The following is a 24,203-nucleotide window of genomic DNA, read 5'->3' on the forward strand; positions in this document are numbered from 1 at the left end:
CCGTCCGCCGGCCGACACGCCGGGCCGCCGCCCCACGCACCGAGTGTCGCCGGGCAGCGTCGGCCGGCGGGGTTAGGGTAGGGGCTCCGCTGGAACTTCCCCCTGGCGATCAGCCCGGTCCACCACAGACTTCTGGAGGTCGAAACCGCCGATGGCCGATGGGTTCGTGCATCTGCACTGCCATTCCGAGTACTCGATGCTGGACGGCGCCGCGCGGCTCAAGGATCTGGTCAAGGGCTGCGAGCAGATGGGCATGCCGGCCCTGGCCGTCACCGATCACGGCAACCTGTTCGGCGCCTACGAGTGGTACAAGGCGGCCAAGGGCTCCGCGGTGAAGCCGATCATCGGGCTCGAGGCGTACCTGACTCCGAAGACGCACCGCAGCGAGCGCAAGCGCGTCCAGTTCGGTGACGGTACCGGCGACGACGTGGCGTCCAAGGGCGCGTACACGCACATGACGATGTGGGCGCAGAACTCCGAGGGCATGCACAACCTGTTCCGGCTGAGCTCGCTGAGCTCCCTGGAGGGGTTCTTCTACAAGCCGCGCGCCGACCGGGAACTGCTCAACCGCTACGCCAAGGGTTTGCTGGCCACCACCGGCTGCCCGTCCGGCGAAGTGCAGACCTATCTGCGGCTCGGCCAGTACCAGCAGGCCGTCGAATCGGCCGCCGAGTTCCGCGACATCTTCGGCGAAGGCAACTTCTACTGCGAGTTGATGGACCACGGTCTCGACATCGAACGCCGGGTCCGGCAGGACCTGTTGCGGCTGGCCAAGGACCTGAAGCTGCCGCTGGTGGCCACCAACGACCTGCACTACGTGCACGCGAATGACGCCGACGCCCACGACACCCTGCTGTGCGTGTCGTCCGGCTCGAACCGGGACACCCCGAACCGGTTCAAATTCGACGGCAACGGCTACTACCTGAAGAGTCCGGCCGAGATGCGCGAAATCTGGCGCGAACTGCCCGAGGCCTGCGACAACACGCTCGCCATCGCCGAACGCTGTGAGACCCATTTCGACGAGGGCACCGGCACCTACATGGCCCGGTTCCCGGTGCCCGCCGGCGAAACCGAGGAGTCCTGGTTCGCAAAGGAGGTCCGCCGCGGCCTGGAGCGCCGGTTCCCCGACGGCGTCCCCGACTACGCAACTCAGCAGGCCGCTTTCGAGACCCAGGTCATCACCGATAAGTCCTATTGCGGATACTTCTTGGTCGTTGCCGACTTCATCAACTGGGCGAAGAACAACGGCATCCGGGTCGGTCCGGGTCGCGGTTCCGGCGCAGGCTCGATGTGCGCCTATGCACTGCGGATCACCGATCTCGACCCGGTGCCTCACGGGCTGATCTTCGAACGCTTCCTGAACCCCGAACGTCCCTCGATGCCCGACTTCGACATCGACTTCGACGAGCGCCGGCGGGGCGAGGTGATCCGCTACGTCACCGAGAAGTACGGCGACGACCACGTCTGCCAGATCGTCACCTACGGCACCATCAAGGCCAAGCAGGCGATCAAGGACGCCGGACGCGTGCTGGGCAAGCCGTTCGGGCTGGGGGAGAAGATCACCAAGGCCTACACCCCACCGGTGATGGGCAAGGATGTGCCGCTGCCGGAGGTGTTCAACCCGCAGCATGCCCGCTACGCCGAGGGCGGCGAGTTCCGGGCGATGTATGAGGCCGAGCCCGAGGTCAAAGAGGTCGTCGACACGGCGATGGGCATCGAGGGCCTGAAGCGCCAGTGGGGCGTCCACGCCGCCGGCGTGATCATGTCGTCGGCGCCGCTGCTCGACGTCATCCCGGTGATGAAGCGCGAATCGGACGGCCAGATCATCACCCAGTTCGACTACCCGAGCTGCGAATCGCTGGGCCTGGTCAAGATGGACTTCCTCGGCCTGCGCAACCTGACCATCCTGGACGACGCCATCGCCAACGTGAAGGCCAACCAGGGCATCGACCTCGACCTGGACGAGCTCAGCAAGCACACCACCGACGCCAAGACCTACGAACTGCTGGCCTCCGGCGACACTCTCGGCATCTTCCAGCTGGACGGCTCCGGCATGCGCGTCCTGCTGCGCCAGATGCAGCCGGACAACTTCGAGGACATCTCCGCGGCGCTGGCGCTATACCGGCCCGGCCCGATGGGCGCCAACAGCCACACCAACTACGCGTTGCGCAAGACCGGCAAGCAGCCCATCACCGCGATCCACCCCGAGTTGGCCGAGCCGCTCGCCGAGATCCTCGACCTCACCTACGGCCTGATCGTGTACCAGGAGCAGGTGCAACAGATCGCGGTGAAGGTGGCCAACTACACCCTGGGTGCGGCCGACGAGTTGCGCCGGGCGATGGGCAAGAAGAAGAAGGAGGTGCTGGAAGCCGAGTTCGTCAACTTCGAATCCGGTATGCACGCCAACGGCTTTTCCGACGCGGCGATAAAATCGCTGTGGGACATTCTGGTGCCCTTCTCGGACTACGCTTTCAACAAGGCGCACACCGCCGCCTACGGGCTGATCTCGTACTGGACGGCCTATCTGAAGGCCAACTACCCGGCCGAATACATGGCGGCCCTGCTGCAGTCGGTGAAGGACGATAAGGACAAATCGGCGATCTACCTGGCCGAATGCCGCCGGATGGGCATCAAGGTGCTGCCCCCCGACGTCAACGAATCCGACGGCATGTTCACCCCCGTCGGCACCGACATCCGCTACGGCCTGGGCGCCATCCGCAACGTCGGCGACAACGTGGTGAAGGGGATCGTCGAGGGCCGCGAAACCAACGGCAAGGCGTCCGATTTCAACGAGTTCCTGGACAACGTGCCGCTGGTGGTGTGCAACAAGCGGGTGATCGAATCGCTGATCAAGGCCGGCGCCTTCGATTCGCTGGGGCACACCCGGCGGTCGCTGATGGAGTGCTACGAGCAGAAGGTCGACGAGGTGATCGACCTGAAACGCAACCAGGCCAACGGCCAAGACGACCTGTTCGGCGACTTCGGCGGGGCAGAGGCGATGGTGAGCAGCCCGATTCCGGTGGTGGAGGAATGGGACAAGCGAGTGCGGCTGGCGTTCGAGCGCGAGATGCTCGGGCTGTACGTCTCGGATCATCCGCTGCTCGGCTTGGAGCACGTGCTGCTCGCCAACCGCGATCACTCGATCGGTGCCTTGGTGGCCGACGACGGCCCGCGCGACATCTCCACCGCGATCGCGGGCATGATCACTTCCGTCAACCGCAAGCAGACCAAGAACGGCGACCTGTGGGCGATTGTCACGGTCGAAGACCTGGAGGCGTCCATCGAGGTCCTGCTGTTCCCCAAGGCCTATCAACTGGTGGCCCTGCAACTGGCCACCGACACCATCGTGCGGATCAAGGGCAAGCTGGTCGGCAAGGACGAAGGCGTGGAATTGCGGGGCACCGATGTGAGCTTCCCGGACGTCTCCGAGGGGTCATCCGGCCCGGTGGTGATCTCGCTGCCCGCGGCCCGCTGTACGCCGGCGGTGGTGCAGCAGCTCCGCACCGTGCTGACCAACCACCCCGGCGCCACGGAGGTGCGGGTGCGACTCACTACGTCGAGCAACCGCACCACGGTGTGGAAGCTGGAAGAGACCTTGCGGGTGATGCCGTCGCCACCGTTGATGGCCGACCTTAAGGCGTTGCTCGGGCCGTCCTGCGTGTAGCCGCCGGTCGCCTGCCGCGTTTGTCGCCGGTCGAGCTTGTCGCCGGTCGAGTCTGTCGTTGGTCGAGCTTGTCGAGACCCTGACCCGCAACAACGATGAGAAGTCTGGTCAGCCTCCACCACCGGCGATCGACGCGGCCCGTTAGGCTGGGGCAGTGACCAGTGCGCCGTCCCCCGTGGTGGATGAGACCCCGACCAGAACGCGGCACCGTGACAGTTGGTCGGCGTCCATGTTCGGGGTCGCCGCGCTGGTGGTCGGCATCGTCGCGGCGGTGCTCTGGCGGCTGGTGGTGCAACTGCCCAGCTACACCGTGCAGCCGGACGGATCCGCCACCGTCACCGAGCGGGCACTCACCCAGGTCTTCTCCGCCGACGCCTGGTACGTGCTGCTCGGGGCGGTCTTCGGGGCGGCGATCGGCATTTTCACCTGGCGGCGATTCAAGGGCCTGGGCTGGCTGTCGGCCCTGCTGGCTGTCGGTCTCGGCGCGCTGGCGGGTGTGGTCTGCTGGCAACTGGGCCAGTTACTGGGCGGCGCGTCGTTCGACGAACGGCTGGCCATAGCCAAACCGGGTGACTCGGTGCCGATCGGGCTGACGCTGCGCTCGCCGTCGGCACTGGCGGTGTGGGCGTTCGCTGCCGTCACCCCCATTCTGCTCGGCTCGGCGCTGGGGCCCGACGACGAGGCGCCGCCCCGCGTGCCGCGCAACCGGCGCCGACAGGCTTTGCCCGAACCGCAAGAAGTGATCGACGAACTGGGCGTCGTGCGCACGGACGAGGCGGGAACCGTTCGTGACTGAGGCAGCCGGTGCCGTATTGGGCTACCTGCGCGCGCAGGCCGAGGTGATCGCCGCACGCTCCACCGACGTGCTCGCCGACGCCCCGGATGCGGTGCACCGCAGCCGCGTCGCGACCCGCCGGTCGCGCAGCGCACTACGCACCTTCGCGCCACTGTTCAAGCACTCCCGAACCGGCCGGCTGCGTAGCGAACTGGCCTGGCACGCCGATCATCTGGGGGCGCCGCGCGACGCCGAAGTGCTCAAACAGCGGCTGCTGGCGGCCCTCGGCGACCTCGACCCGGACCAGGTCGTCGGGCCGGTGCGGCGCCGGCTGGGCGCGGCGCTGGATGCCACCCATGCGCAGGCGCACGCATCGCTGGTGCAGTCGATGCGCACCAGCCGCTACGCGGAGTTGCGCACGGCACTGACCGGGTTCGTCAGCGACCCTCCGTTACGGCGAGCGGGGCGCGCGGTCAGCGCGGCCGAGCTGAGCGACCTGCTGGGCGGGGCAGCAGACCGGGTGCGTCGCCTTGATGAGCGTGCGGTCGAGATCAGCGACGACGTCCATCGCTGGCACGAGGTGCGCAAGGCCGCCAAAGCCGCCCGGTACTGCTCCGAGGCGCTGGTGCCGCTGTTCGACGGTCCGGCCCAGCAATTGGCCGCAGCCTGGGAGGCAGTCACCGAGGCGCTGGGCGAGTTGCAAGACACGGTGGTGGCCGAGAGTTGCCTGGCCACCGACGCCGTCCGGGCCCGCGAGGCGGGGGAGCCCGCCGACACGTACCTGGCGTTGATTGCACAGGAGCTGCGGTTGCGAGAAGAGTCGCTCCACGCCGGGCAGGTGGCCCTACGGGTTGCGCTCGAGTTGCCACTGCCGTAGCCGGTCGCCGGTCACGGTGCTCGGCTTCGACGTGGACGATAGGGCGGTACCGATGCACGTACTCAGCGCCGGTCGAGCCTGTCGAAACCTCTGGTGAGAGTGCCGCTTTTGAGGTCTCGACAGGCTCGACCAGCGGAAATCAGCCCTCCTCTTCAGGTCTCGACAAGCTCGACCAGCGGAAATCAGCGCTTCCCGTGCAGGGGAAACAGCGCCGGGACGCCGACGACGTGGCGGGTCAGTGCTCGACGGGTGCTGCGGCTACCGGCTCGGCTTGGCCGATCTCGGACAGCAGTTGCAAGAACCAGGGCTGGGTGATGTCGAAGGGCTTGCCGCCTTTGATCCGGTCGAAGGCGATGACGCTCAGCGCGTCGTCGTTGTCTTCGTCGTGGCCGACCACGCCGGGCTGGCCAGCCAGCGCCGAGGTCACCGCCAGGTCGGTCATCGACCTGATCAGATCCAGGTCGAACTGGTTGGCTGCGGCCGAGCGGGAGTAGTACCCGGACTTCTGCACCAGAACCTTCTCGGCCTTCAGCATCTCGGCGTACTTCGTGGCGAACCAGGCGCCGGGGTTGATCCTTTCGAGCCGGATGTGGCCGAAGGCGTCACGGGCCACCTCTTCGCCGTTGCGCTCCATCTCGGCAACGATGTCGGCCACCCCCGCACCTTCGGAGAGAAAGATGTTGACGCAGCCCACCTCGTCCATCACCCCTAGCAGACGATCGGTTGCGGCCTCGATGTCGAGCGCCACCTCAGGCAGCAGGATCGCGTGCACATCCCATGCCTTGGCGTCGAGCCCGATTTCGGGCAGCCAGTCCTGCTCCTTGATCCAGGCGTGGTACTTGGCCGCGGTGGCGGCGGTGAGCCAGCCGCAGTTGCGGCCCATGACCTCGTGAATGATCAGGATGCGGGTTCCGGCGTTGTGCTCGGCCAGCACGTTCTTGGCGAACCGGGCACCCATTTCGGCCGCTGTGTCGGCGCCCAACGACTGCTTGATCGGGTAGACGTCGTTGTCGATCGTCTTGGGCAGGCCCACCACGGTGAGCCCGTAGTCGTTGCTGGCCAGGTAGGCGGCCAGGTCGGCGGCAGTGGTGTTGGTGTCGTCGCCGCCGATGGTGTGCAGCACGTCGACGCCATCGGCCACCAGCCGGTCAGCGGCAACCTTGAGCGGATCGACACCCTCGGCGACCAGCCCCCGCTTCACCAGGTCTTTCGCATTGGTCAGCTTGACCCGTGAGTTGCCGATCGGCGAACCGCCGTAGTTGTGCAGTAGATGAGCCTTCGCCCGCACCTCGGGCGTGACTTCAAGGTAGTCACCGGTCAGCAGCCCCTGATAGCCGTAACGGTAGGCGATGATCTCGACCTCGGGAGCCACCTCGGTGTAGCGCTGAATCAGACCACCGATCGCCGACGACAGGCACGGGGCGAAACCACCGGCGGTGAGCAGTGCGACCTTGTGAACCATGAAATGAACCTCTCAACGGGGGAATGACACCATCACCCTATTGCCCGGCCCCGGCTCGCGGAAGAATCGCGCAATTGTCGTGGGTTTGCACCCTGGGCCTGTGGACAACGCGCCACTGGGGCAGCGCTCCGGGCAGACTGGCACGATGCATCCTCGCCGATCGAGCAGTGACCGCGGCCAGGCACTGTCATCGTTTCTGGTCGTCGTCGTGGTCGCCCTGCTGTTGGTCACCGGGCTCGTGGTCGACGGTGGTCGTAAGAGTGCCGCCGACCGTCGCGCCGAACTGACCGCAGCCGCGGCGGCCCGGGCTGCCGTCGACGCCACGGCCGCCGAACGCCAGGCCGGACGCCGTCCGGACGCCGCAGCCGCAGTGGCCGCCGCGAACCGGGTGATCGCCGACGAACCCGGCATGCAGGGTCGCGCCACCCTCGCCGCGGACGGCAGCGTGCAGGTGACGACATCGACCAGCATCGACACCGTCTTTCTCAGCTTGATCGGCATCGGCACCCTTCAGGGGCACGGCAGCGCCCAGGCTCAACTGTTCGACTGACGACGGTTGTCCATGCCCACCTGGTCGGCGAATGGTCAGAGCCGAGGTCCGTTCACCGGCGCAGCGAGGCGGCCATCCGTTCGACGGCTGCTGTGATGATTGCCGGCGAGGTGGCCAGATTGATCCGTACCCACTGTTGGTGCTCGGGGCTGAAATTGCGGCCCGGTGAGAACGCCACCCGGCCCGTTTGCTCGAAGTGCCGGGCCGGGTTGGCCAACCCCAGCGCCGTACAGTCCACCCACGCCAGGTAGGTGCCGGGCTGCGGTCGGTACTCCACCGACGGCAACAGAGCATGCAACAGGTCGCTGAGCAGTTGCTTGTTGGCGGCCACTTCGGAGCGCACCTGGTCGACCCATGCCTGCTCCTCATGCAGCGCCGTTGCGTGCGCCAGGGCACCCAGGTGCCCGGTGGACTGCTGAGCCAGCGGCGGCAGATCGTCCAGCACGTCCAGCGCCTGCTCGCCGGCGACGTACAACCCGGCCTTGAAGGCGGCCAGGTTCCACGACTTTCCCGCCGACACCGCCACCACGGCCTGTTGCGCCTCCGGAATGCTCAGAATCGGCACGAAGGCGGCACCTGGGTCGACCAGCCAGGCGTGAATCTCGTCCACCACCAGCCGAACCCCGTGGGCGGCACAGAGCGTGGCCACGGCGGCCAGCTCCGCGGCGGTGTGCACGGTGCCGGTGGGGTTGTGCGGCGAGCAGAGCAGAAAGGCGGTCACGTCGGGGGCCGCGAATGCCTGCTCCAGGGCGTTCAGGTCGAGCCTGCCCTGGGGGGTCAGCGCCACCGCCACCGTGCGCCTGCGGTAGCCGCTGGTCACCTGCCAGAACGGCGGGTAGACCGGCGCGGTGATCACGACGCCGTCCCCGGGGTCGGTCACCGTCTCGAGGACGCAAACCACGGCGTTCATGACATCGCCACCCCGGCGCAACTGACCAGGGTCGAGCTTGAGTCCCCACCGTGCCACCGCCGACGCACGGTAGGCGTCGGCGTAGTCGGTGCCCCACGGGTAGCCGGTGTCACCGCGGTCGAGAGCCGCATCAAGCTCGCGGCGCACCGCGGGCTGCACGGCGGCGTCCATCTCGGCGACCCACAGCGGCAGCACGTCCGCGTCGTAGGTGCGCCACTTCAGGCTGCGTCGCTCCCGCAATTCCGCCTCGGTGAGAGAGAAGATCGTCATACGCTGCATTCTTGCGGCTCCGGCGGCCTCGACGCCGCAAGTCTCGATCAGAAAGCGCGCAGTCATGGCCCGATACTTCGACGTTCACCCCGACAACCCCCAGCCACGCGCACTCGGCCAGGTGACCGCGATGCTGCGCGCCGGCGGCTTGATCGCCTACCCCACCGATTCGGGCTATGCGCTGGGTTGCATGTTGGGCAATCGGGCCGGGCTGGATCGCATCCGTTCGATCAGGCAAATCGACGCCAAGCACAACTTCACGCTGGTGTGTAGCGAGTTCGCCCAGTTGGGGCAGTACGTGCAGATGAACAACGACGTGTTCCGGGCGATTAAGGCCGCCACGCCGGGTGGCTTCACGTTCATTCTCAGCGCCACCCGTGAGGCTCCACGGGTGATGCTGCAGCCCAAGCGACGCACGGTCGGCGTGCGCGTTCCGAATCACGTCACGGCGCTGGCGCTGCTCGCCGAACTGGGGGAGCCGTTGATGTCGAGCACCCTGCTGCTGCCCGGCCAGGACGACCCGATGTCGGACGGTTGGACCGTCAACGACGAGATCGGCCACGCCGTCGATGCGGTGCTTGATTCGGGTGATTGCGGCACCGAGCCGACGACGGTGATCGACCTCAGCGGTGACGAGGTGGTGATCGTGCGGCGCGGTTCGGGCGACCCCGAACTATTCGAAGGGTAGGCATCTGCTGATTGTTCGTCGGTCGAGCGTGTCGAGACCTCAGACCTGTTGCTCCGATGAGGGGTTTCGACAGGCTCAACCAGCGGTTGTCGCTGGTCGAGCGTGTCGAGACCACAGACATGCCCCTCCGGTAAGGGGTTTCGACAAGCTCAACCAGCGGTTGTCGCTGGTCGAGCGTGTCGAGACCACAGACATGCCCCTCCGGCAAGGGGTTTCGACAAGCTCAACCAGCGGTGGGTTGTTGATTGTTCGTCGGTCGAGCGTGTCGAGACCTCGGACCTGTCGCTCCGATGAGGGGTTTCGACAGGCTCAACCAGCGGTGGGTTGTTGATTGTTCGTTGGTCGAGCTTGTCGAGGCCTCGGATAGGGGTGTCTCATGAGGGGTTTCGACAGGCTCAACCAGCGGTAGGCGCGTCGATGAGGGTTTCCCTAGGCGGACGTGTCGTCGGGGTCGAGCCGCACGAAGTCGGCGGCGAAGCCATGCCGCATGCCCCACCCCACCGCCTGCGAACGGCGGGTGACCCCGATCTTGCGGTAGGCCGAGCGAATGTAGCTCTTTACCGAGTTGGGGCTGAGGTACAGCATCGAGGCGATCTCGGCGTTCGACAGGCCCTGGGTGATCAGCGCGATCGCCTCGCCCTCGCGATACGACAGGCCCTCTTCGCGGCCCGGCCAGTTGCCGCCGGTCGGACTCGTCCCTTGGGGCGCGGGGCTGACCACCAGCTCTCCGGTGTGCACCTGTTCGAGCGCTCGCACCAGTTCGCTGGCCGGCAGGGTCTTCGACAGGTATCCCGACACCCCGTCGTGAGCCGCCTGGTTGATCCGGCTCGGCTCGAAGTTCCAGGTGTAGATCACTGTGCGCTTCACCAGCGGATTGCGCAGCACGCGTTCGACCGCCTCGGTCTCGGTCTGGTTCTGGCCGAAGCTGTCGTACAGCGCGATGTCGACCCGCTCGCGCACCTCGCGGTTGGCGATCAGTTTGACCACCTCGACGCGCTCGGAGTAGTTGGTGAACATGTGCATCAACCCGGCCACGACGACCTCGTAGTCGTTGACCAGAGCAACCCTGATCGGTGGTTTCGGCGGCACCGCCCCAGTATTCCAGCGCGCATTGAAGGGGTGCACGGCGCAGGGAAGCGGCGACCAATGCAACCCCCGCTGGTTGAGCTTGTCGAAACCCCTTACCGGAGGGGCATGTCTGTGGTCTCGACACGCTCGACCAGCGACAATTGCCTCACAACTGCTGCTTGAGCTTGTCGAAACCCCTTACCGGAGCGACAGGTTTGAGGTCTCGACAAGCTCGACCAGCGACAACTGCTGGTTGAGCTTGTCGAAACCCCTCATCGGAGCGACAGGTCTGAGGTCTCGACAAGCTCGACCGACGAACAATCAGTTGTCTTCGTCCTCGGGGTCAACGTACGTTGCTGCAGCGTCCTGCCTGATCAGGGCGGCCGTGTGGTCGGGCACCTCGAACTGCAGCCGCCGATCAGTGCGCTGGTAGCCGGTCGAGGGCGGACGCTTGGGCAGCTTCAGGGTGGGGCGGTCGACCTTCTCGTAGGGAATCGACGACAGCAGGTGCGCGATCATGTTGATCCGGGCGCGCTTCTTGTCCTCGGACTCGACCACGTTCCAGCGGGCCTCAGGAATGTCGGTGTGCACGAACATCTCGTCCTTGGCCCGCGAGTAGTCCTCCCAGCGGGTCAGCGATTCCAGGTCGGTCGGCGACAGCTTCCAGCGCCGCATCGGGTCGGTGAGCCGCGACTTGAACCGCTTCTCCTGCTGTTTGTCAGACACCGAGAACCAGTACTTGCGCAGCATGATGCCGTCTTCCATCAACATGCGCTCGAAAATCGGGCACTGGCGCAGAAAACGGCGGTGCTGCTCGGCGGTGCAATAACCCATGACCCGCTCGACGCCGGCCCGGTTGTACCACGAGCGGTCGAACAGCTTGATCTGACCGGCCGAGGGCAGGTGCTGAATGTAGCGTTGAAAGTACCATTCGCTCTGTTGCCGCTCGGTGGGGGCCGGTAGTGCCACCACCTGGGCGATTCGGGGGTTGAGGTACTCGGTGATGCGTTTGATCGCGCCGCCCTTGCCGGCCGCGTCGCGGCCTTCGAAGACCACGACGAGTCGCTTGCCCTCTTGCTTGATCCACTCCTGCATTTCGACCAGTTCGGCCTGCAGTCGGTGGAGTTCGGCCTCGTAAAGTTCGCGGTCCAGTTTGGCAGCTTTGCTCATGCACGTATCGTGCCCGACCCATTGTGCCTTGACAAGGGGTGATGTGAAGTCAGTGAAGCATCGGTTCATGGTTGTCGCCCAACGTGGGCGCCGTCATGAACAGCGTGGCGATAATGGCGAACGTCCAGATCGCACCGGCCCCCAGAAAGGCCACCCGCGACCCGATCAACAGGCTGGTCTCGATGGCGGCGCCGGACTCCTGTGCGGCCGCCGATTGGGCAGCCAGTGCCGTGACGAACACCGCGGTGCCGAACGCGCCCCCCACCTGCTGCACGGTGCCGACGATCGCCGATCCATGCGAATACAACTGCTTGGGCAGCGACCCAAGGGCGACGGTGAACAGTGGCGTGAACATAAAGGCGAACGACGCGCTCATCACCATGTGTGCGGCCACCACCACCCACACCGGGGTGTTCAGTTGAATCGTCGACAGCAGCCAGAAGATGCCGGCGATCAGCACGCTGGCGGGCAGCATCAGCGGGCGAGGACCGAACCGGTCGAAGAGCCGTCCGGTCACCGGCCCGAGCAGCCCCATCAGCAGCCCACCTGGAAGCAGCATCAGCCCGACCGTCAGCGGCGGCAGATGCAGCGCCTGTTGCAAGATCAGCGGCAGCATGATCACGACGCCGAATAATGCCATCATCGCCAGCGCCATCACGATCACGCTGATCGTGAACGCGCGGTGCCGAAAGGTGCGCAGGTCGAGGAGCGCCCGCTCGGTGCGAGCCAGCAGCAACTGCCGCCAGACGAAGCCGGCCAGTGCCACCACGCCGACCCCGAACACGCCGATCAGTTCGGCCGGCGGCACCGTCGTGTCGCCGATCAGGCTCAACCCGTAGACCAGCCCGCCGAAACCCGCCACGGTGAGGGGAATCGACCACACGTCGAGCGGCACCTGGATCGGATCATTGATGCTCACCATGCGCAGCGCCCCGACGACCAGCATGATCAGTCCGATCGGGGCCATCAGTACGAAGACGCCACGCCACGACGTGAACTGCAGCACCACACCGGCCAGCGTGGGGCCGATGGCCGGGGCCACCGAGATCACCATTGAGATCGTGCCCATCATGGCGCCGCGGTGTGCGGGCGACACCAATTGCATGACCGTGGTCATCAGCAGAGGCAACATGATGGCCGTCCCGCTGGCCTGCACGATGCGGCCGAACAGCACCAGCGCAAAGGCCGGCGCGAGTGCGCAGATCACGGTGCCGAGCGTGAACAGGCTGGTCGCGAGCAGATAGGCGTTGTGGGTGGGTGTGCGTTCCAGCAACCACCCGGTAATCGGAATCACCACCGCCATGGTCAGCAAAAAGGCGGTGGTCAGCCACTGCACGGTGCGCTCATCGACATGCAGGTCACCCATAATTGAGGTGAGCGCCACGTTGAGGGCGGTCTCGTTCAGGATCACCACAAAAGTGGCGACCAGCACGATCGTGACCACCGATCGGTCGCGTCGGCTCAACCCGGGCCGCTCGGCGACGGCTTCGGTGATCGGCTCAGCCATGGCTGCCCCCTTCGTGAGCGAAGGACAACCCTATGGGCGGGCGTGCACAGCAACCAAAATGCGGTGGGTTCGGTGGGTGTTAGCCAGCCAGCCTGCCCAACTCCGCCAGCAGGTTCGCCCGAGCCCAGGGTTCACGCGCTCGCCCCGGTTGGGTGTGATAGATCGGCGCGGCAATACGTAAGGCAAGCTGCTCGCGGCGCATCGTCGCCCACTGCTCATCGGTGAGGCCGGACTCGTCGCGCAACTGCCCCACGGACTCGATGTAGCGCGCCGGGTCGGCTCCGAGCACCCACAGGTCGGCGTCACAGACGATCGCGCCCGCACGGTCGCCGGGTTCAGGGAGGTGTCGCAGGGTGAGCAGCACCAGTCGCTCCACCGCTGCCACCTTGTGGGCCGGCAGCAGCCGGTGCAGGTAGTCGCGGGCCAGCGCGGCCGAGGCTTCCTCGTCCAGCCCAGGGGTGTTGGTGTGCCGCGCGTCGTGAAACCACAACGCCAACAACTCAACCGGCGCGGCACCCAACTGCCGCGCGGCGGCCAGGCACTCAGCTAGGTGCTGTACGCCGTGATAGCTCCGATGCGGCTCGCGCCAGCACGAAAGCAGTCGTTCGGCCACATCGTGATGCCCGGGCAACGGCCAGGGCAGGCCGTTCAGAACAACCGAATCAGCCATGCGGCCAGCCCCGCGCAGGCACAGGCGAACAGCACGCTGACGAAGGTGCCGATGATGAACCGTTCCGCCGCCCCCGTGCTGCTCGCCTTGATTTCGGGGTAACGGGCGAAGCTCTTCACCACCATCGCCACCGCCACGCCCTCGGGAAAGCCGGCCAGCAGTGCACCGAACACGGCCAGTCGCTCCAGGTAGCCGATCCACTCACCGCCACGCAGAAAGGTCGCGGCGTAGGTGAGCGGGGCGATCGCCTGGGGTGACTCGTCCGGTGCCGGCAGCTCGGTGGCCCGGGTGCGCTCGGCGAACCGGAACACGCGGTCGACCAGGCGGCCAGCCGGCCAGCACGGCCACGGCGCCCAGCGCGGCCACGATCGCCACCTTGGCCAGCGCCAGCCCCACCATCATGCGGACGACTCCAGCGCCTTGGCCAGCAGAGCGCGGGCGAGGTCGGCGCCCAGTTGCGACTCGCCCCGAGCCGAGCGACTGGCTCGCTGCGAGACCGCGGACGGGCTGATGCCCAGCCGCTGCGCGGCCAGGCGCCCGCTGCCGGCATCGTCGAGTACGTCCATGATCTCCCAACCCTCCGGGGTGCGACGGCTGACCAGTGCCCGCAGCAGCACGAGCGCGGACTCGGCCTGCCGCAGCACGTCTTCACCATAGGGCCCGCCACCCACGGTTTCGGCGCCCACCAGCCGCAGGTGGGCCGGGGCCCTGCGCGCCTGCTCCACCGCGGTGCGGGCGGCCAGATAGGCCGGGCCGCGGGCTTCGCGGGTGGAGCCGGGCAGCGGCAGTTGCACCGCTCCCAGTCCGATGCCGATGTGCCAGTCGGGCAGCCGGGTCAGTGCCAGCACGGCGTCGACCACCGCGCCCGGGTCGTCGGTGAGGCCCTGCAACTCGTCGCCGGCCGTGCGCTCGAACCTCAGCCGGAATCGCGATCCGACCGACGCCTGCAGGGCCTCCAGCGCCTCTGGAACCCGATCGCTGGAGCGTCTGCTGTGCCGCTGGTCGGCAGTCACCACGGCCCAGTTGGTTAAGTCGGTTTGTTTCATCAGCACGCATTAAGTGTGAATGCTGAATGTTTGGACGTCCAGGGTCCAACCCCAAAGAGAACATCATCGTCGGCATCGTCGGCATCGTCGGTGGACTGCTGGGCGGCTGGCTGCTCGATCTGTTCGGGATCGGAGGCGGGGGCTGGGTCTTCAGCATGCTGACGGCTATCGGCGGCGCCGTGCTGCTGCTCTGGATCGGCGGGGCGGTCGCCGGACGCCGGTCTGCCTGACCCGCACCGCAATTCCCAACGACCCTCCCAAGGAAGCGTTTGTGAACGCAGGCACCTCCGACTGAGCTACGCCGAAGCCCTTGCCAAAGCGGCATACCCGAGGTCTCGACAAGCTGGACCAGCGAGAAGGCGATGGGCTCCGGTGGGGTCGTCCGGAGCGTCCCGACCTCAGTTCTTCCAGCCCAGTTCGTGGGCGAGGGCGACCAGGTTCTCGAACAGGTGCGCGTTGTATTCGACGCCCAGCATGGACGGCAGCGCGAACAGCACGTAGTCGGCCTCGGTGACCGCCTCGTCGGCGGCCAGGCTGGTGGCTACCTCGTCGATGCTGCCCGCGAAGGTGGGCCCCGAACGGGCCGGCAGCCCATCGAGGAAGCCGGCCGATTCGGTGTCGCCCCGGTCGTGCCCGAAGTAGGCGTTGTCTTCTTCGGTGGTGATCGGGAACGCGCTGCGGGTCACAGCCGCCTGCCCACCGGTGCTGTGCCCGGACTCGGCCAGCGCCGCACGGTAGTCGCGCACCTGATCGGCCTGCTGCCGGTGGAACGGACGGCCGTCGTCGGCCAAGAGCAGCGTGGACGACAGCAGGTTGTACCCCGCTCGTCCGGCCCAGACCCCGGTGGCGTGGGTGCCGGCGCCCCACCAGATGCGGCCCGGCAAACCGGGGGAGAGCGGCTGGATCGGCAGGTCGGGCGCGCGGCCGGAGGCCAGCGCACGCTGGGAGTGAGCCACTGGCTCGCCGGTGATCGCGCAGCGGAACAGCTCGGCCCGGCCCCGGGTCACCGTCGACCAGTCCTCGCCCTCGGCCAGCCGATAGCCGAAGGCGGCCTGGCCGTCGGCGGCCGGCTCGGGGGAGCCACGACTGATCCCGAGTTGCAGCCGTCCGGCGCTGATCAGGTCGGTCGCCGCGGCCTCCTCGGCCAGGTACAGGGGGTTCTCGTAGCGCAGGTCCACCACGCCGGTGCCCACGTCGATGCTGGACGTGCGTGCCGCCATCGCCGACAGCAGCGGAAAGGGAGCACTGAGGTTGTGGTCGAAGTGATGCACCCGCAGCCAGGCGCCGTCGAGCCCCGCCGCCTCGGCCGCCACCGCCAAGTCGATGTGCTGGCGCAGGGCATCGCCCGCGGTGCGCACCCGTGAGCCGGGCATGTCGCGATGGTGCCCGAAGGACAGGAAGCCGATCTTCTTAGTCATCTCACACTTTCACCGAAGGGTCAGGGAGGCGCCGATTGTCGCCGGTCGAGCGTGTCGAGACTTCAGATATGGCACCCTGGCAAGGGGTTTCGACAGGCTCAAGCAGCGGTTGGTCGTGTTGCTCAGCGCTTCCTTGGTTGTCGTTTCAACAACTGCTGCCGGAGCTTATTCCGGCCCTCGCACAGGCCCGTACAGTGCGGCGCCAGCGCCGGTGCTGAACGCCCAGTAACGCTCGCCGTAGCTCCAGTGCCACCACTCGGTGGGGTAGTTCACCAGACCCGCGCCGCGCAGCGCCCTGACCAGCACGGCCCGGTTCGTGGCCGCGGGCTCGGCGACCTCGGCGTCGGTGTAACAGGCGCCGTCACTCTGCTCGGGCGTGGCGTCCAGTGCCGTGCCGAGGTCGAGTTCGGCGCCGTCGGTACCGCACAGCGTCAGGTCGACGGCCCCGCCGGTGCAGTGCGGGGCGACGTTCGGGGGAGCGACCCAGCGGCTGGCCAGGTCGTAGAGCAGTTCGGGGCTGAGGCCGGGGTAGTGCTCGTGGAGTTGCGCGCAGTAGTGGTTCCAGTACCCGCTTTGACGCTCCAACGACCGGTACGCCTCGACGATCAGCAGCTCCAGGCCCGGCGGCAGACTCGCCGCGGCGGCGGCCAGGCGCTGTGCCAGCCCGCGGCGGGCTAGGTGCCAGCCGCCGCTGTGATCGCTCTTGCGCCGATCGACGCGCACCCGCGGCAGGCCCTGCAGGTCGTCCAGCGGCTCACCGTTGTCGGCCACCGAGATGTCGACCACACGGGGGTCACTGATCAGCACGACGCCGGGTTGCACCGGGCAAGTCTGGCACGACTGGCGCCAACACAAAGGGCGCCGACCAATTCGTCGGCGCCCTTACGCGGCTCAGTTGCGAACTCAGCCCAGCTTCTGCAGGCAGTAGGCGATGCCGCTGCTGGAGTTGCGACCCTGCCAGTAGACGCTGGTGGTGTCGGCCCAGTCGGCACAAGCACCCATGCGCGCCGAGGCCTGGCTCACCTTCTCTTGGATGCCGAGAATCTTGAACTGGGCGTCGGCGCTGCCGCAGTCGACGACCTTGACGCTGTCGCTGCCGGTCTGCTGCACGCAGTCGCCCACTTTCATGCTCGGGCTGTCGAAGACTCCGCTGCGCCACACGATGCCGACCACCACGGCCACCAGGGCGATGCCCACCGAGGTGAGAATGCGCTTGAGCTTGCCACCCTGCTTGGCCGGCTCGGCCACTGGGGGCTGAAAACTGCCGGCCGGCGGGTACGCACCGGGCGGCAGCGGCTGGCCGTCGGGGCCGAACTGCGCGGCTGCGGGTGCACCCTGTTGCGGTGAGGCGCTGTACCCGGAGTTGGCCGCGTACTGTGGCACCTGGCCGTCCTGTGGTGCTGCGCCGTCTGGTGCAGCCGGGGCCGGCTGTGCCGGCTGGGCGTTGAGGTTCTGCGGATCAGTGTCTTCGGGTGGCTGATTGGCGCTCATCGGGGTGCGGTCCTTTCCTGGCGATCGAGCTCAGATTCGCCCAGTCTGCCAGTCGAAGGGGCCGGGTGCCGGGCCGCGAAAGCGGCAGAACTACCCCCACGATTGCTTGCTCCCGTTTGAATCAGGGGCCGCACAGCGCGCTCTCGACAAGCCGTGAGCGATCGTCGGGCGGGTTGTTCAGCATCAAGTGCCCACCGGCGCACGATGTGGACTGATCGCGCACAGCAGGTCCTGATCCGTCGCCAGCGGCACCCCTGCGACGATCGCGGACGCCCTGAGCCACGGTTCTTCCCGCTCCAGGAACACCCGCTCGGCGGCGCCCCACTCGTCCCAGAACGCGACGGAGGCCGGCTCGTCGCCGTTGGCGCCCGAGGCGATGTCACGGGCGAGCCCGAGTCGGCGCGCCACCGCCGCGTCGGACTGAACCCACAAGGCGGCGTCGAGAAGGTGGGCGAGGGCAGCTTGGGAGCTGCCGACCCCCTCGACGATCAACAGCGATCGCGCTGCCGGAACCACTACCGCGCCGGGACGATCATGGGTGATCCAACCAGGGGGTCGATACCGGACGGATTGCCCGCGCCGCACCGGGATGAGCACGTTGGTGGCCAGTTCCCGGGCCCAGTCGAACATCGACAGGTTCCAGGCGATGTCATCGGTGGCCACCACTGCGGCGTCCGGCACCGCGTCGGCCAGACGCCGGGCGAGCGTCGACTTACCGGCCCCGCTGCGTCCGTCGACCGCGACCAGCACAGGCCGGTCGCCACGCAGAACGCCGAGGCGCGCGAGCAGGCTGGTCACCGTTACGTCGTGCCAGGCGTCGATCGGCGGTTCGGAGGTTCCGTCGGGCAACTGCATCATGACGACCACCATTCCAGGCTCGCGGCCGTGTTGGCGATGAGGTGCTCAGCAGTCGTAGGGGAGCAGTCTGAATGCGGTTTCGGACGTCAGGGGCGCCAGCGCCCGGAAGTGGCGCAGATCGAGGGTGAACAGCGTGTTCGTGTTGTGCGCGGCTGCCCGCACCACGTTGGCGGCATCGGCGATCCCGATGGAGTCGGAGCCGAACTGCTCACACAGTGTGACGGCCAGCGCATGATCCTCAAGCCGCCAGGACGCCAGGCGGTAGGCGCCGGCCAAGACGTCGCGATGAAATCCAGCGGCAGCCTGCGGCCCGAGCCGCGTAGCCAGCATGTAGTCGCACTCCGCGACGACGAACGGGGAGATGATCAGCTCCCAGGACCCATCGCGGACCAGCGCCGCAAGCGTGTGGTGTTCAACGTCACAACGCTGGCCAGACCATCGAGGCGACATCCATCGTCCCCGTTGAAGATCGGGCTTGCGGCCAGGCGCGTCCTAGGCGAGCGGGGATCCCGACCATCGCTATGTCAGCCCGGGAGACTCCGGTCCTGGGCATACGCCCACCCGGCAATCTGACATAATATTGCTTATCGGACAATCGGCTGAGTGCCCCGCGAGCAACGACTCAGGGCACCAGGCCCTTGGCTGCGTCCAGCATCAGCGCCCGGTATGCCGCTGTGTCGGCAGGTTCGCTCTCGCCGAAAATGGCACGCATCCAGTGACCGTCGGTGTTGTTCGGGAAGACGATCGACTGGCGGCCGAACTCGTCGGCGTCTTGGGCCGCCAGTCGCCGGCGCTCCGCCACGCCGGTGACGTAGTAGCGCCGGTGAAAGTCGTTGAGGTTGTCGCCGAGGTAGGCGACGATCTCGTACTTGGCGGCGATCGCCTGTTGAGTCGGCTCCTTGTTGGACGAGTCGCGCAGCATTGTCACGTGCGCATCGTCGGCGAACGCCAAGCCTGCGGCGCGCAGGTTCGCGACACCGATCGCCTGGGTGTCATCGCCCTGGTCTCGGCTCGACACGTAAAAGATTTGCACGCCCTTGCTCTTGGCGTACTTGCTGAACGCGATGGCGCCCGGGGTCGCCACCGGCCCGTTGATCGTGACCCAATCGTCCCAGAGGGCGTCGTCGAACGCCTGCTTCCCGGCTGCGATCAACAGGGCCCAGTACGGATCTGAGGACAAGACGGTGTCGTCGATGTCCGAGATGAACGCCAAGGGTTTGCAGTTGCGAGGCTTGCGGCCGCGACGGCGTGCCAATGCGAGGTCGAGACGATCGCGTGCCACGTTGAAACCCTGGTGGTACAGGGCGTCGCGTTCGGCGGCGGTGATCCGCCAGGCCACCGACGCGCTCAAGATGTTCTGCACCGGCTCGTCGGCTCCGAACGCCCGGGCGGTCGAGCCGATCAGACCCCCGCCCAACACGGCTCCGGCGACACCTCCGAGGCCGACGCCCCGGAGCACTCCACGACGATCAAGTTCCATGATTCCTCCTGGTCTGCGGATCGATGGCGCAACAGTGTCACCGAACTGACTCGTTGTGCCAGGGTGTCACTCAGCGGTCAGACTCCCCGACCATTCCGGTTCCCGCTGTCGAACCGCACACACCCAGGGTTCGAACAAGTATTCGACTAGGGAATCGCTGCCCTTTTCGCTGGTCGAGCTTGTCGAGATCTCGGTCATCGCGCTTCGGCAAGGGGTTTTGGCACGTGCAACCAGCGGTGGGCGCCTTGGTGGGCAATTCCCCAGTCCGCCGCTCCCCCGCCAACTAGCCTGCTGGCATGCCCGGTCCCCCGAACGCCGCACCGGTGCGATTCGCCGACGTGATGCACGGCGCCCGGGGCCGGTTTCTGATCGCCCTGCTGATCGCCGAGTTCGCGGCCGCCATGCAGGGCATCGCCCACAGCACGGTGTTGCCCGTGGTGGCCCGCGACCTGGACGGATTCGCGCTGTTCGGCGCCGCGCTGGCCGCCGGCCCCTTGGCGGCGCTGTTGATGTTGTCTTTCGCCGCCCCGGTGCTGCACCGGGTGCGCCCGCTGAACATGCTCCTGATCGCCACCGCGCTGTACGTGCTGGGAGCATCCATGGCGGTGTTCGCTACGACGATGGCCTGGGTGCTGGCAGGCATTGTGGTGCGTGGCCTCGCGGCCGGACTGTTCGGCGGCTTCGGGCTTGGAGCCATCGGAACACTTTTCGACGAACGCGAACGACCGCGGGTGTTCGGCCTGTTCGCCATGATCTGGCTACTGCCGTCGGTGCTCGGCCCGCCGCTCAACGCCGTTGTCACCGAGTGGATGGACTGGCGCTGGGCGCTCGCCTGGCCGGCGATCCTGGTGCTGATGGCCCGGCTGCTGATGGGCGCCACCATCGCGGCGGTGCCGTGGCGGCCCGATCGCGGACGTCCACCGGTTTCGGCTGGCGTGGGGGTCGCCGTCACGGGGTGCCTGGCGCTGGGGTCGGTGGGTTCGGCTGGTGCGGGCGGGTGGGCTCTTGCCGCATACCTGGCGGGTGTTGTCGGGGCCGCCGTCGCGATCGGAGCCTTTCTCGTGCGTGGCATGCGGGGCAGTCGTGCCGGGGCCCGAGTGCTGCTCACCTTCGCGCTGCTCTGCGCGGCGTTCTTCGGCAGTTACGAGCTGTTGTCGCTCACCATCATCGAGGCACTGGGTTCGACTGTGCTGGTGGCGTCGGTAGCTGTCACCGGCGGGCTGCTCGGCTGGTCGATCGTCGGGCTGAGGCCGCACTCGGACGCTCGGCCCGATCGGGTCGTGGTGGGCGCCGCCCTGGTATGTGCGTCGTTCGGATTGCTGATTGGTGGCCTGGGGCTGGGTGGCCCACAGGGCATCGGCTGTGTCATCGGCGGCTCGACGGTTTGCGGCATCGGCATGGGATTCGCCTACCCACTGCTCAGCTCCGAGCCATTCGAACATGGTGCCGCGGCCAGCACCGTCGGCACCCTGATCGCCTTCGCCGAGATCGCCGCCACCGCCTGGGGATCGCTGCTGGCCGGGGGCGGCTATTCCGCCCTGCACGCCCGCGGTTGGTCACCAACAGACTCGCTCGTCGTGGTCTTTATAGCGTTGGCCAGCCTTGGCTGCGCGACCGTGGTGAGTGCACGTCGGCGCCACGTGGGGAACCGGCCGTGACGAGATGATGCTCAATTCGCGACGATGAAGGTTCAGCGAAACGTTGATTCTCGCTCCCAGCTCGTCGAGCCCTCGGTGATCACGCTGCGGCAAGGGTTTTCGACAAGTTCAACCAGCGGTGGGCGGATTGATCAGCCCGTCCCTAGTCGAGGCAGAACTCGTTGCCCTCTGGGTCGTGGAGCACAATGAAGCCCTGATCGAATCCGTCGGGCTCGAACCGGCGCACCCGGATCGCGCCCAGGTCGACGACCCGTTCGCACTCGGCCTCGAGCGCTGCCATTCGTTCGCCGCCGGTCAGACCGGGCGCTGCACGCAGGTCGAGGTGCAGGCGGTTCTTCACTCGCTTGGGCTCGGGCACCTGTTGGAAGAAGAGCCGGGGTCCACGCCCCTCGGGGTCAACCAGCGCCGAGCTTGAGTTCCGCCGTTCGGCCGGCACCTGTGCGCGCTCCAGGAAATCGTCCCAGGCGTCCAGCGGATCGACGCCCTCGGGCACGGCCACCCCCGGTGGGCCCGGATGGACGTAGCCGAGGGCGTCGCGCCAGAAGGTCGACAACGCGCGCGGGTCGCGGCAGTCGAAGGTCACCTGGAACTCAAGACTCATAGCGCGATCCTAGAACACAGTTTCGATTATCACCAGAGGGTGACCTCGATCAGGCAGCCTCACGCAGCACGATCTCGACCCTGCGGTTCTTCTGCTTGCCCGCTTCGGAGCCGTTGGACGCGATCGGCCTGGTCTCGCCGAAGCCGGTGATCGTCATCCGGCTCTTCGCGACGCCGTCAGCGGCGAGGGCGTCCGCCACCGAGGTGGCCCGTCGCGTGGACAGGTCGCGGTTGTAGTCGGCGGCGCCGCTGTTGTCGGTGTGCCCGTTGACCCCGATCTTCGCCTTGCTGAAGTGGTTCAGCAGCTCGGCAACCCGCCCCAGGGTGTCGCTCGCGTCCGGGCGCAGGTCGGCGGAGTTGTAGTCGAACAGCACCGTCTCGGGCAGCGTCAACGTCCAACCGTCGGGCGTCCGCTTGGCGCCCATCTCTTCGAGTGTCCGTTCCGCCTTCTCCGACGCCGTCGGATCCTCGGAGGTGTTCGCTCCCGTCGACACGCCCTTCACGAAGGTGCGGACCGGGCCGAGTTCGGCATCGGTGGACAGCGGGCCGCTGGTCACATTGAGGGAGCCGACACTGGCCCCCGGAGAGGGCGTCGGCGACCCTGACGGGGCCGGTGACGCGGAGGCCAGCTCCGGCACCGTGATCGGCTCGGACGCGGGTTGTTCCACCTGCCCGAGAGTGGCCTCGGCGGCGGGCGGGTTCGAGTCCGCCGCCGGAATGGTCAGTTTGGTGCGCACCGGAGTGTTCCAGGACGCCCCGATGCTCAACTCCAGCGAGGTGACGTCGGCCGGGACCGCTCCGAGGAAGACGAAGGTGACATCCATCTTTCCCTTCTCCTTGAGGGCGAGCATTCCCGCCGACGACGGCACGAACGGGTACTCGCGCGCGGACGGATCGACCAGCTTTGGATAGTTCAGGTCGAAGGCGGACTTCCCGCCCGTGAGCTTGGCGTGCACCTGTACGCGGTCGGCCAGGACGTCCACCCGGTCGACGGTCAGCTTGGCACCGCTCCGTTTGTGGGTCAGCTTGCGGGCGGGCTCAAGCAGCACAGGGTCGCGGACCAGGCTGCCCGCGATCGCCTGGGTGGGCGAATCCTGATGGCTCGGCAGTTCCACCTCGACCGGATCGAAGTCCTTCAAGCCCGCCACGTAGACCTGGAGCGTAGTGGTGTCGGGCTTCAGTTCGCCGAGGAAGCGAAGCGTGCCGGCGATTCGGCCGAAGGCGGGGTGCTCGTTGGACGTGCCGCCGAGCAACTGGTGCACGGTGCCGTCCGGCTCGACAAGCTTGCAGGTGGAGCGGTTGAAGTTGTAGGCGCAGATGCCCGTCCGGGCGAGCGAGCCGTTCCAGCCCTGGAAGGTCACCTCCGTCACCATGCCTGCGCTTCTGATGGTGTCCAGCACGACACCGTGCACCTCCGACGCCAGCACCGGCGCGGCCAGCCCGACCTGTCGCAGCGGTGCCGGACGCCACGCTGTCGCGCCGTCTTCGGCCGGCAGCGGCACCGTCATCGACACTTCGTCCCATTTCACCGTCAGCGACGTGGGCGAAGTGTCGGGAAGGCGTGCCTCGACCGACATCGTCGCGGTCGAGTTCGGCGCAATGGTCCGACCGGCCGGGTCCTTCGGCTCCAGCGCGACGCCGTCGTTGGTGGTGATGGCCAAGGGCATCCAGCCCACCCGCATCGGCCAGGGGCTGTTGCCGAGGGCCATGGTCAGGTCGAGCCTGATCAGCGAGCCCATCCGCCGGATCGAGTCGGCCCGCATCGCCACCGGCTGGCCGCTCGCCGACGGGGCCGGATCAGGCGAAACGGTCACCCCCGCCGGCACTCCCCCGCCGCCGGTCGAACCCTGCGGTCCGGAGTCGGACGGATCGCCGGTGCAGCCGGCGAGGAAGGTCAGCGCCGAGGCCAGCACGGCCGCCAGCAGGACACGAATGAGGCGAGGCACGATGGCAATCCTGTCAGGATAAAGGGCCACCCGATGCGGCGGCCCGGACACAGTCGACCGGGCCCGGAGAACCGGGCCCGGTCGGCTGCGGGTCA

General features: G+C 67.3%; 23 protein-coding genes. 7 read left to right on the forward strand and 16 right to left on the reverse strand.

Features of this window, described 5'->3' with window-relative positions:
- Nucleotides 1-151 precede the first annotated feature (151 nt).
- The 3 genes from dnaE to QM721_RS06465 all read left to right on the forward strand — a co-directional run bounded on the left by dnaE (nt 152) and on the right by QM721_RS06465 (nt 5,316).
- The gene (dnaE, locus tag QM721_RS06455; RefSeq protein ID WP_415120169.1) at nt 152-3,664 is read left to right on the forward strand and encodes a DNA polymerase III subunit alpha; all 3,513 of its coding nucleotides are present in this window, start codon (nt 152-154) and stop codon (nt 3,662-3,664) included.
- 154 nt (nt 3,665-3,818) lie between these two features.
- A complete protein-coding gene (locus tag QM721_RS06460) occupies nt 3,819-4,460 on the forward strand; it encodes a hypothetical protein (protein ID WP_415120171.1) in 642 nt (213 codons plus the stop codon).
- Complete coding sequence (locus QM721_RS06465) at nt 4,453-5,316, forward strand: CHAD domain-containing protein (RefSeq protein WP_415120173.1); 864 nt, start codon at nt 4,453-4,455, stop codon at nt 5,314-5,316. The genes QM721_RS06460 and QM721_RS06465 overlap by 8 nt, the downstream gene beginning before the upstream one ends.
- Nucleotides 5,317-5,551: 235 nt before the next feature.
- Here QM721_RS06465 and QM721_RS06470 read toward each other — a convergent pair whose 3' ends face one another.
- Nucleotides 5,552-6,778 carry a pyrophosphate--fructose-6-phosphate 1-phosphotransferase gene (locus QM721_RS06470; RefSeq protein ID WP_415120175.1) on the reverse strand — a complete coding sequence of 409 codons (1,227 nt, stop codon included), beginning with the start codon at nt 6,776-6,778 and terminating at the stop codon, nt 5,552-5,554.
- Between the two features lie 145 nt (nt 6,779-6,923).
- Here QM721_RS06470 and QM721_RS06475 point away from each other — a divergent pair, with 145 nt between their 5' ends.
- Entirely contained in the window at nt 6,924-7,328 is a 405-nt protein-coding gene (locus QM721_RS06475) for a pilus assembly protein TadE (RefSeq protein WP_415120177.1), read from the forward strand.
- A gap of 52 nt (nt 7,329-7,380) precedes the next feature.
- On the opposite strand, the gene QM721_RS06480 is transcribed toward QM721_RS06475, so the two are convergent.
- Nucleotides 7,381-8,508 (reverse strand): MalY/PatB family protein, encoded by a 1,128-nt coding sequence (locus tag QM721_RS06480; RefSeq protein WP_415120179.1) that lies wholly within the window; start codon nt 8,506-8,508, stop codon nt 7,381-7,383.
- 64 nt (nt 8,509-8,572) lie between these two features.
- On the opposite strand from QM721_RS06480, the gene QM721_RS06485 reads away from it, so the two are divergent.
- Nucleotides 8,573-9,196: an L-threonylcarbamoyladenylate synthase gene (locus QM721_RS06485; RefSeq protein WP_415120181.1), complete on the forward strand. Its 624-nt coding sequence runs from the start codon at nt 8,573-8,575 to the stop codon at nt 9,194-9,196.
- 429 nt (nt 9,197-9,625) lie between these two features.
- On the opposite strand, the gene QM721_RS06490 is transcribed toward QM721_RS06485, so the two are convergent.
- From QM721_RS06490 to QM721_RS06515, 6 genes are all read right to left on the reverse strand, one after another.
- Nucleotides 9,626-10,285 (reverse strand): LuxR C-terminal-related transcriptional regulator, encoded by a 660-nt coding sequence (locus QM721_RS06490; protein ID WP_415120183.1) that lies wholly within the window; start codon nt 10,283-10,285, stop codon nt 9,626-9,628.
- 300 nt (nt 10,286-10,585) lie between these two features.
- Entirely contained in the window at nt 10,586-11,434 is an 849-nt protein-coding gene (gene ppk2 / locus QM721_RS06495) for a polyphosphate kinase 2 (RefSeq protein ID WP_415120185.1), read from the reverse strand.
- Between the two features lie 49 nt (nt 11,435-11,483).
- On the reverse strand, nt 11,484-12,941 hold the full coding sequence (locus QM721_RS06500) for an MDR family MFS transporter (RefSeq protein ID WP_415120187.1): 1,458 nt from the start codon (nt 12,939-12,941) through the stop codon (nt 11,484-11,486).
- A 79-nt stretch (nt 12,942-13,020) separates the two neighbouring features.
- On the reverse strand, nt 13,021-13,611 hold the full coding sequence (locus tag QM721_RS06505) for a hypothetical protein (RefSeq protein ID WP_415120189.1): 591 nt from the start codon (nt 13,609-13,611) through the stop codon (nt 13,021-13,023).
- On the reverse strand, nt 13,590-13,922 hold the full coding sequence (locus tag QM721_RS06510) for a hypothetical protein (protein ID WP_415120191.1): 333 nt from the start codon (nt 13,920-13,922) through the stop codon (nt 13,590-13,592). The genes QM721_RS06505 and QM721_RS06510 overlap by 22 nt, the downstream gene beginning before the upstream one ends.
- 87 nt (nt 13,923-14,009) lie before the next feature.
- Nucleotides 14,010-14,663 (reverse strand): hypothetical protein, encoded by a 654-nt coding sequence (locus tag QM721_RS06515; RefSeq protein ID WP_415120193.1) that lies wholly within the window; start codon nt 14,661-14,663, stop codon nt 14,010-14,012.
- 20 nt (nt 14,664-14,683) lie between these two features.
- On the opposite strand from QM721_RS06515, the gene QM721_RS06520 reads away from it, so the two are divergent.
- Entirely contained in the window at nt 14,684-14,887 is a 204-nt protein-coding gene (locus tag QM721_RS06520) for a GlsB/YeaQ/YmgE family stress response membrane protein (RefSeq protein WP_415120195.1), read from the forward strand.
- Nucleotides 14,888-15,055: 168 nt separating this feature from the next.
- On the opposite strand, the gene QM721_RS06525 is transcribed toward QM721_RS06520, so the two are convergent.
- From QM721_RS06525 to QM721_RS06550, 6 genes are all read right to left on the reverse strand, one after another.
- On the reverse strand, nt 15,056-16,075 hold the full coding sequence (locus QM721_RS06525; protein ID WP_415120197.1) for an LLM class flavin-dependent oxidoreductase: 1,020 nt from the start codon (nt 16,073-16,075) through the stop codon (nt 15,056-15,058).
- 165 nt (nt 16,076-16,240) lie between these two features.
- The gene (locus QM721_RS06530) at nt 16,241-16,897 is read right to left on the reverse strand and encodes a M15 family metallopeptidase (RefSeq protein ID WP_415120199.1); all 657 of its coding nucleotides are present in this window, start codon (nt 16,895-16,897) and stop codon (nt 16,241-16,243) included.
- A gap of 81 nt (nt 16,898-16,978) precedes the next feature.
- Nucleotides 16,979-17,566 carry a hypothetical protein gene (locus QM721_RS06535; RefSeq protein ID WP_415120201.1) on the reverse strand — a complete coding sequence of 196 codons (588 nt, stop codon included), beginning with the start codon at nt 17,564-17,566 and terminating at the stop codon, nt 16,979-16,981.
- Nucleotides 17,567-17,749: 183 nt separating this feature from the next.
- Complete coding sequence (locus QM721_RS06540; protein ID WP_415120203.1) at nt 17,750-18,424, reverse strand: uridine kinase family protein; 675 nt, start codon at nt 18,422-18,424, stop codon at nt 17,750-17,752.
- A 45-nt stretch (nt 18,425-18,469) separates the two neighbouring features.
- Nucleotides 18,470-18,754: a hypothetical protein gene (locus QM721_RS06545; RefSeq protein ID WP_415120205.1), complete on the reverse strand. Its 285-nt coding sequence runs from the start codon at nt 18,752-18,754 to the stop codon at nt 18,470-18,472.
- Between the two features lie 292 nt (nt 18,755-19,046).
- A complete protein-coding gene (locus QM721_RS06550; RefSeq protein ID WP_415120207.1) occupies nt 19,047-19,904 on the reverse strand; it encodes a 5'-nucleotidase, lipoprotein e(P4) family in 858 nt (285 codons plus the stop codon).
- Nucleotides 19,905-20,200: 296 nt separating this feature from the next.
- On the opposite strand from QM721_RS06550, the gene QM721_RS06555 reads away from it, so the two are divergent.
- Complete coding sequence (locus QM721_RS06555) at nt 20,201-21,562, forward strand: MFS transporter (protein WP_415120209.1); 1,362 nt, start codon at nt 20,201-20,203, stop codon at nt 21,560-21,562.
- A gap of 142 nt (nt 21,563-21,704) precedes the next feature.
- Here the strand turns inward: QM721_RS06555 and QM721_RS06560 are convergent, their stop codons facing one another.
- Together QM721_RS06560 and QM721_RS06565 are read right to left on the reverse strand one after the other, a co-directional pair.
- Complete coding sequence (locus QM721_RS06560; protein ID WP_415120211.1) at nt 21,705-22,163, reverse strand: VOC family protein; 459 nt, start codon at nt 22,161-22,163, stop codon at nt 21,705-21,707.
- A 49-nt stretch (nt 22,164-22,212) separates the two neighbouring features.
- Nucleotides 22,213-24,108: an OmpA family protein gene (locus QM721_RS06565; protein ID WP_415120213.1), complete on the reverse strand. Its 1,896-nt coding sequence runs from the start codon at nt 24,106-24,108 to the stop codon at nt 22,213-22,215.
- Nucleotides 24,109-24,203 lie beyond the last annotated feature (95 nt).

It is taken from the genome of Micropruina sp. (assembly GCF_047602085.1).
Lineage (GTDB): Bacteria > Actinomycetota > Actinomycetes > Propionibacteriales > Propionibacteriaceae > Micropruina.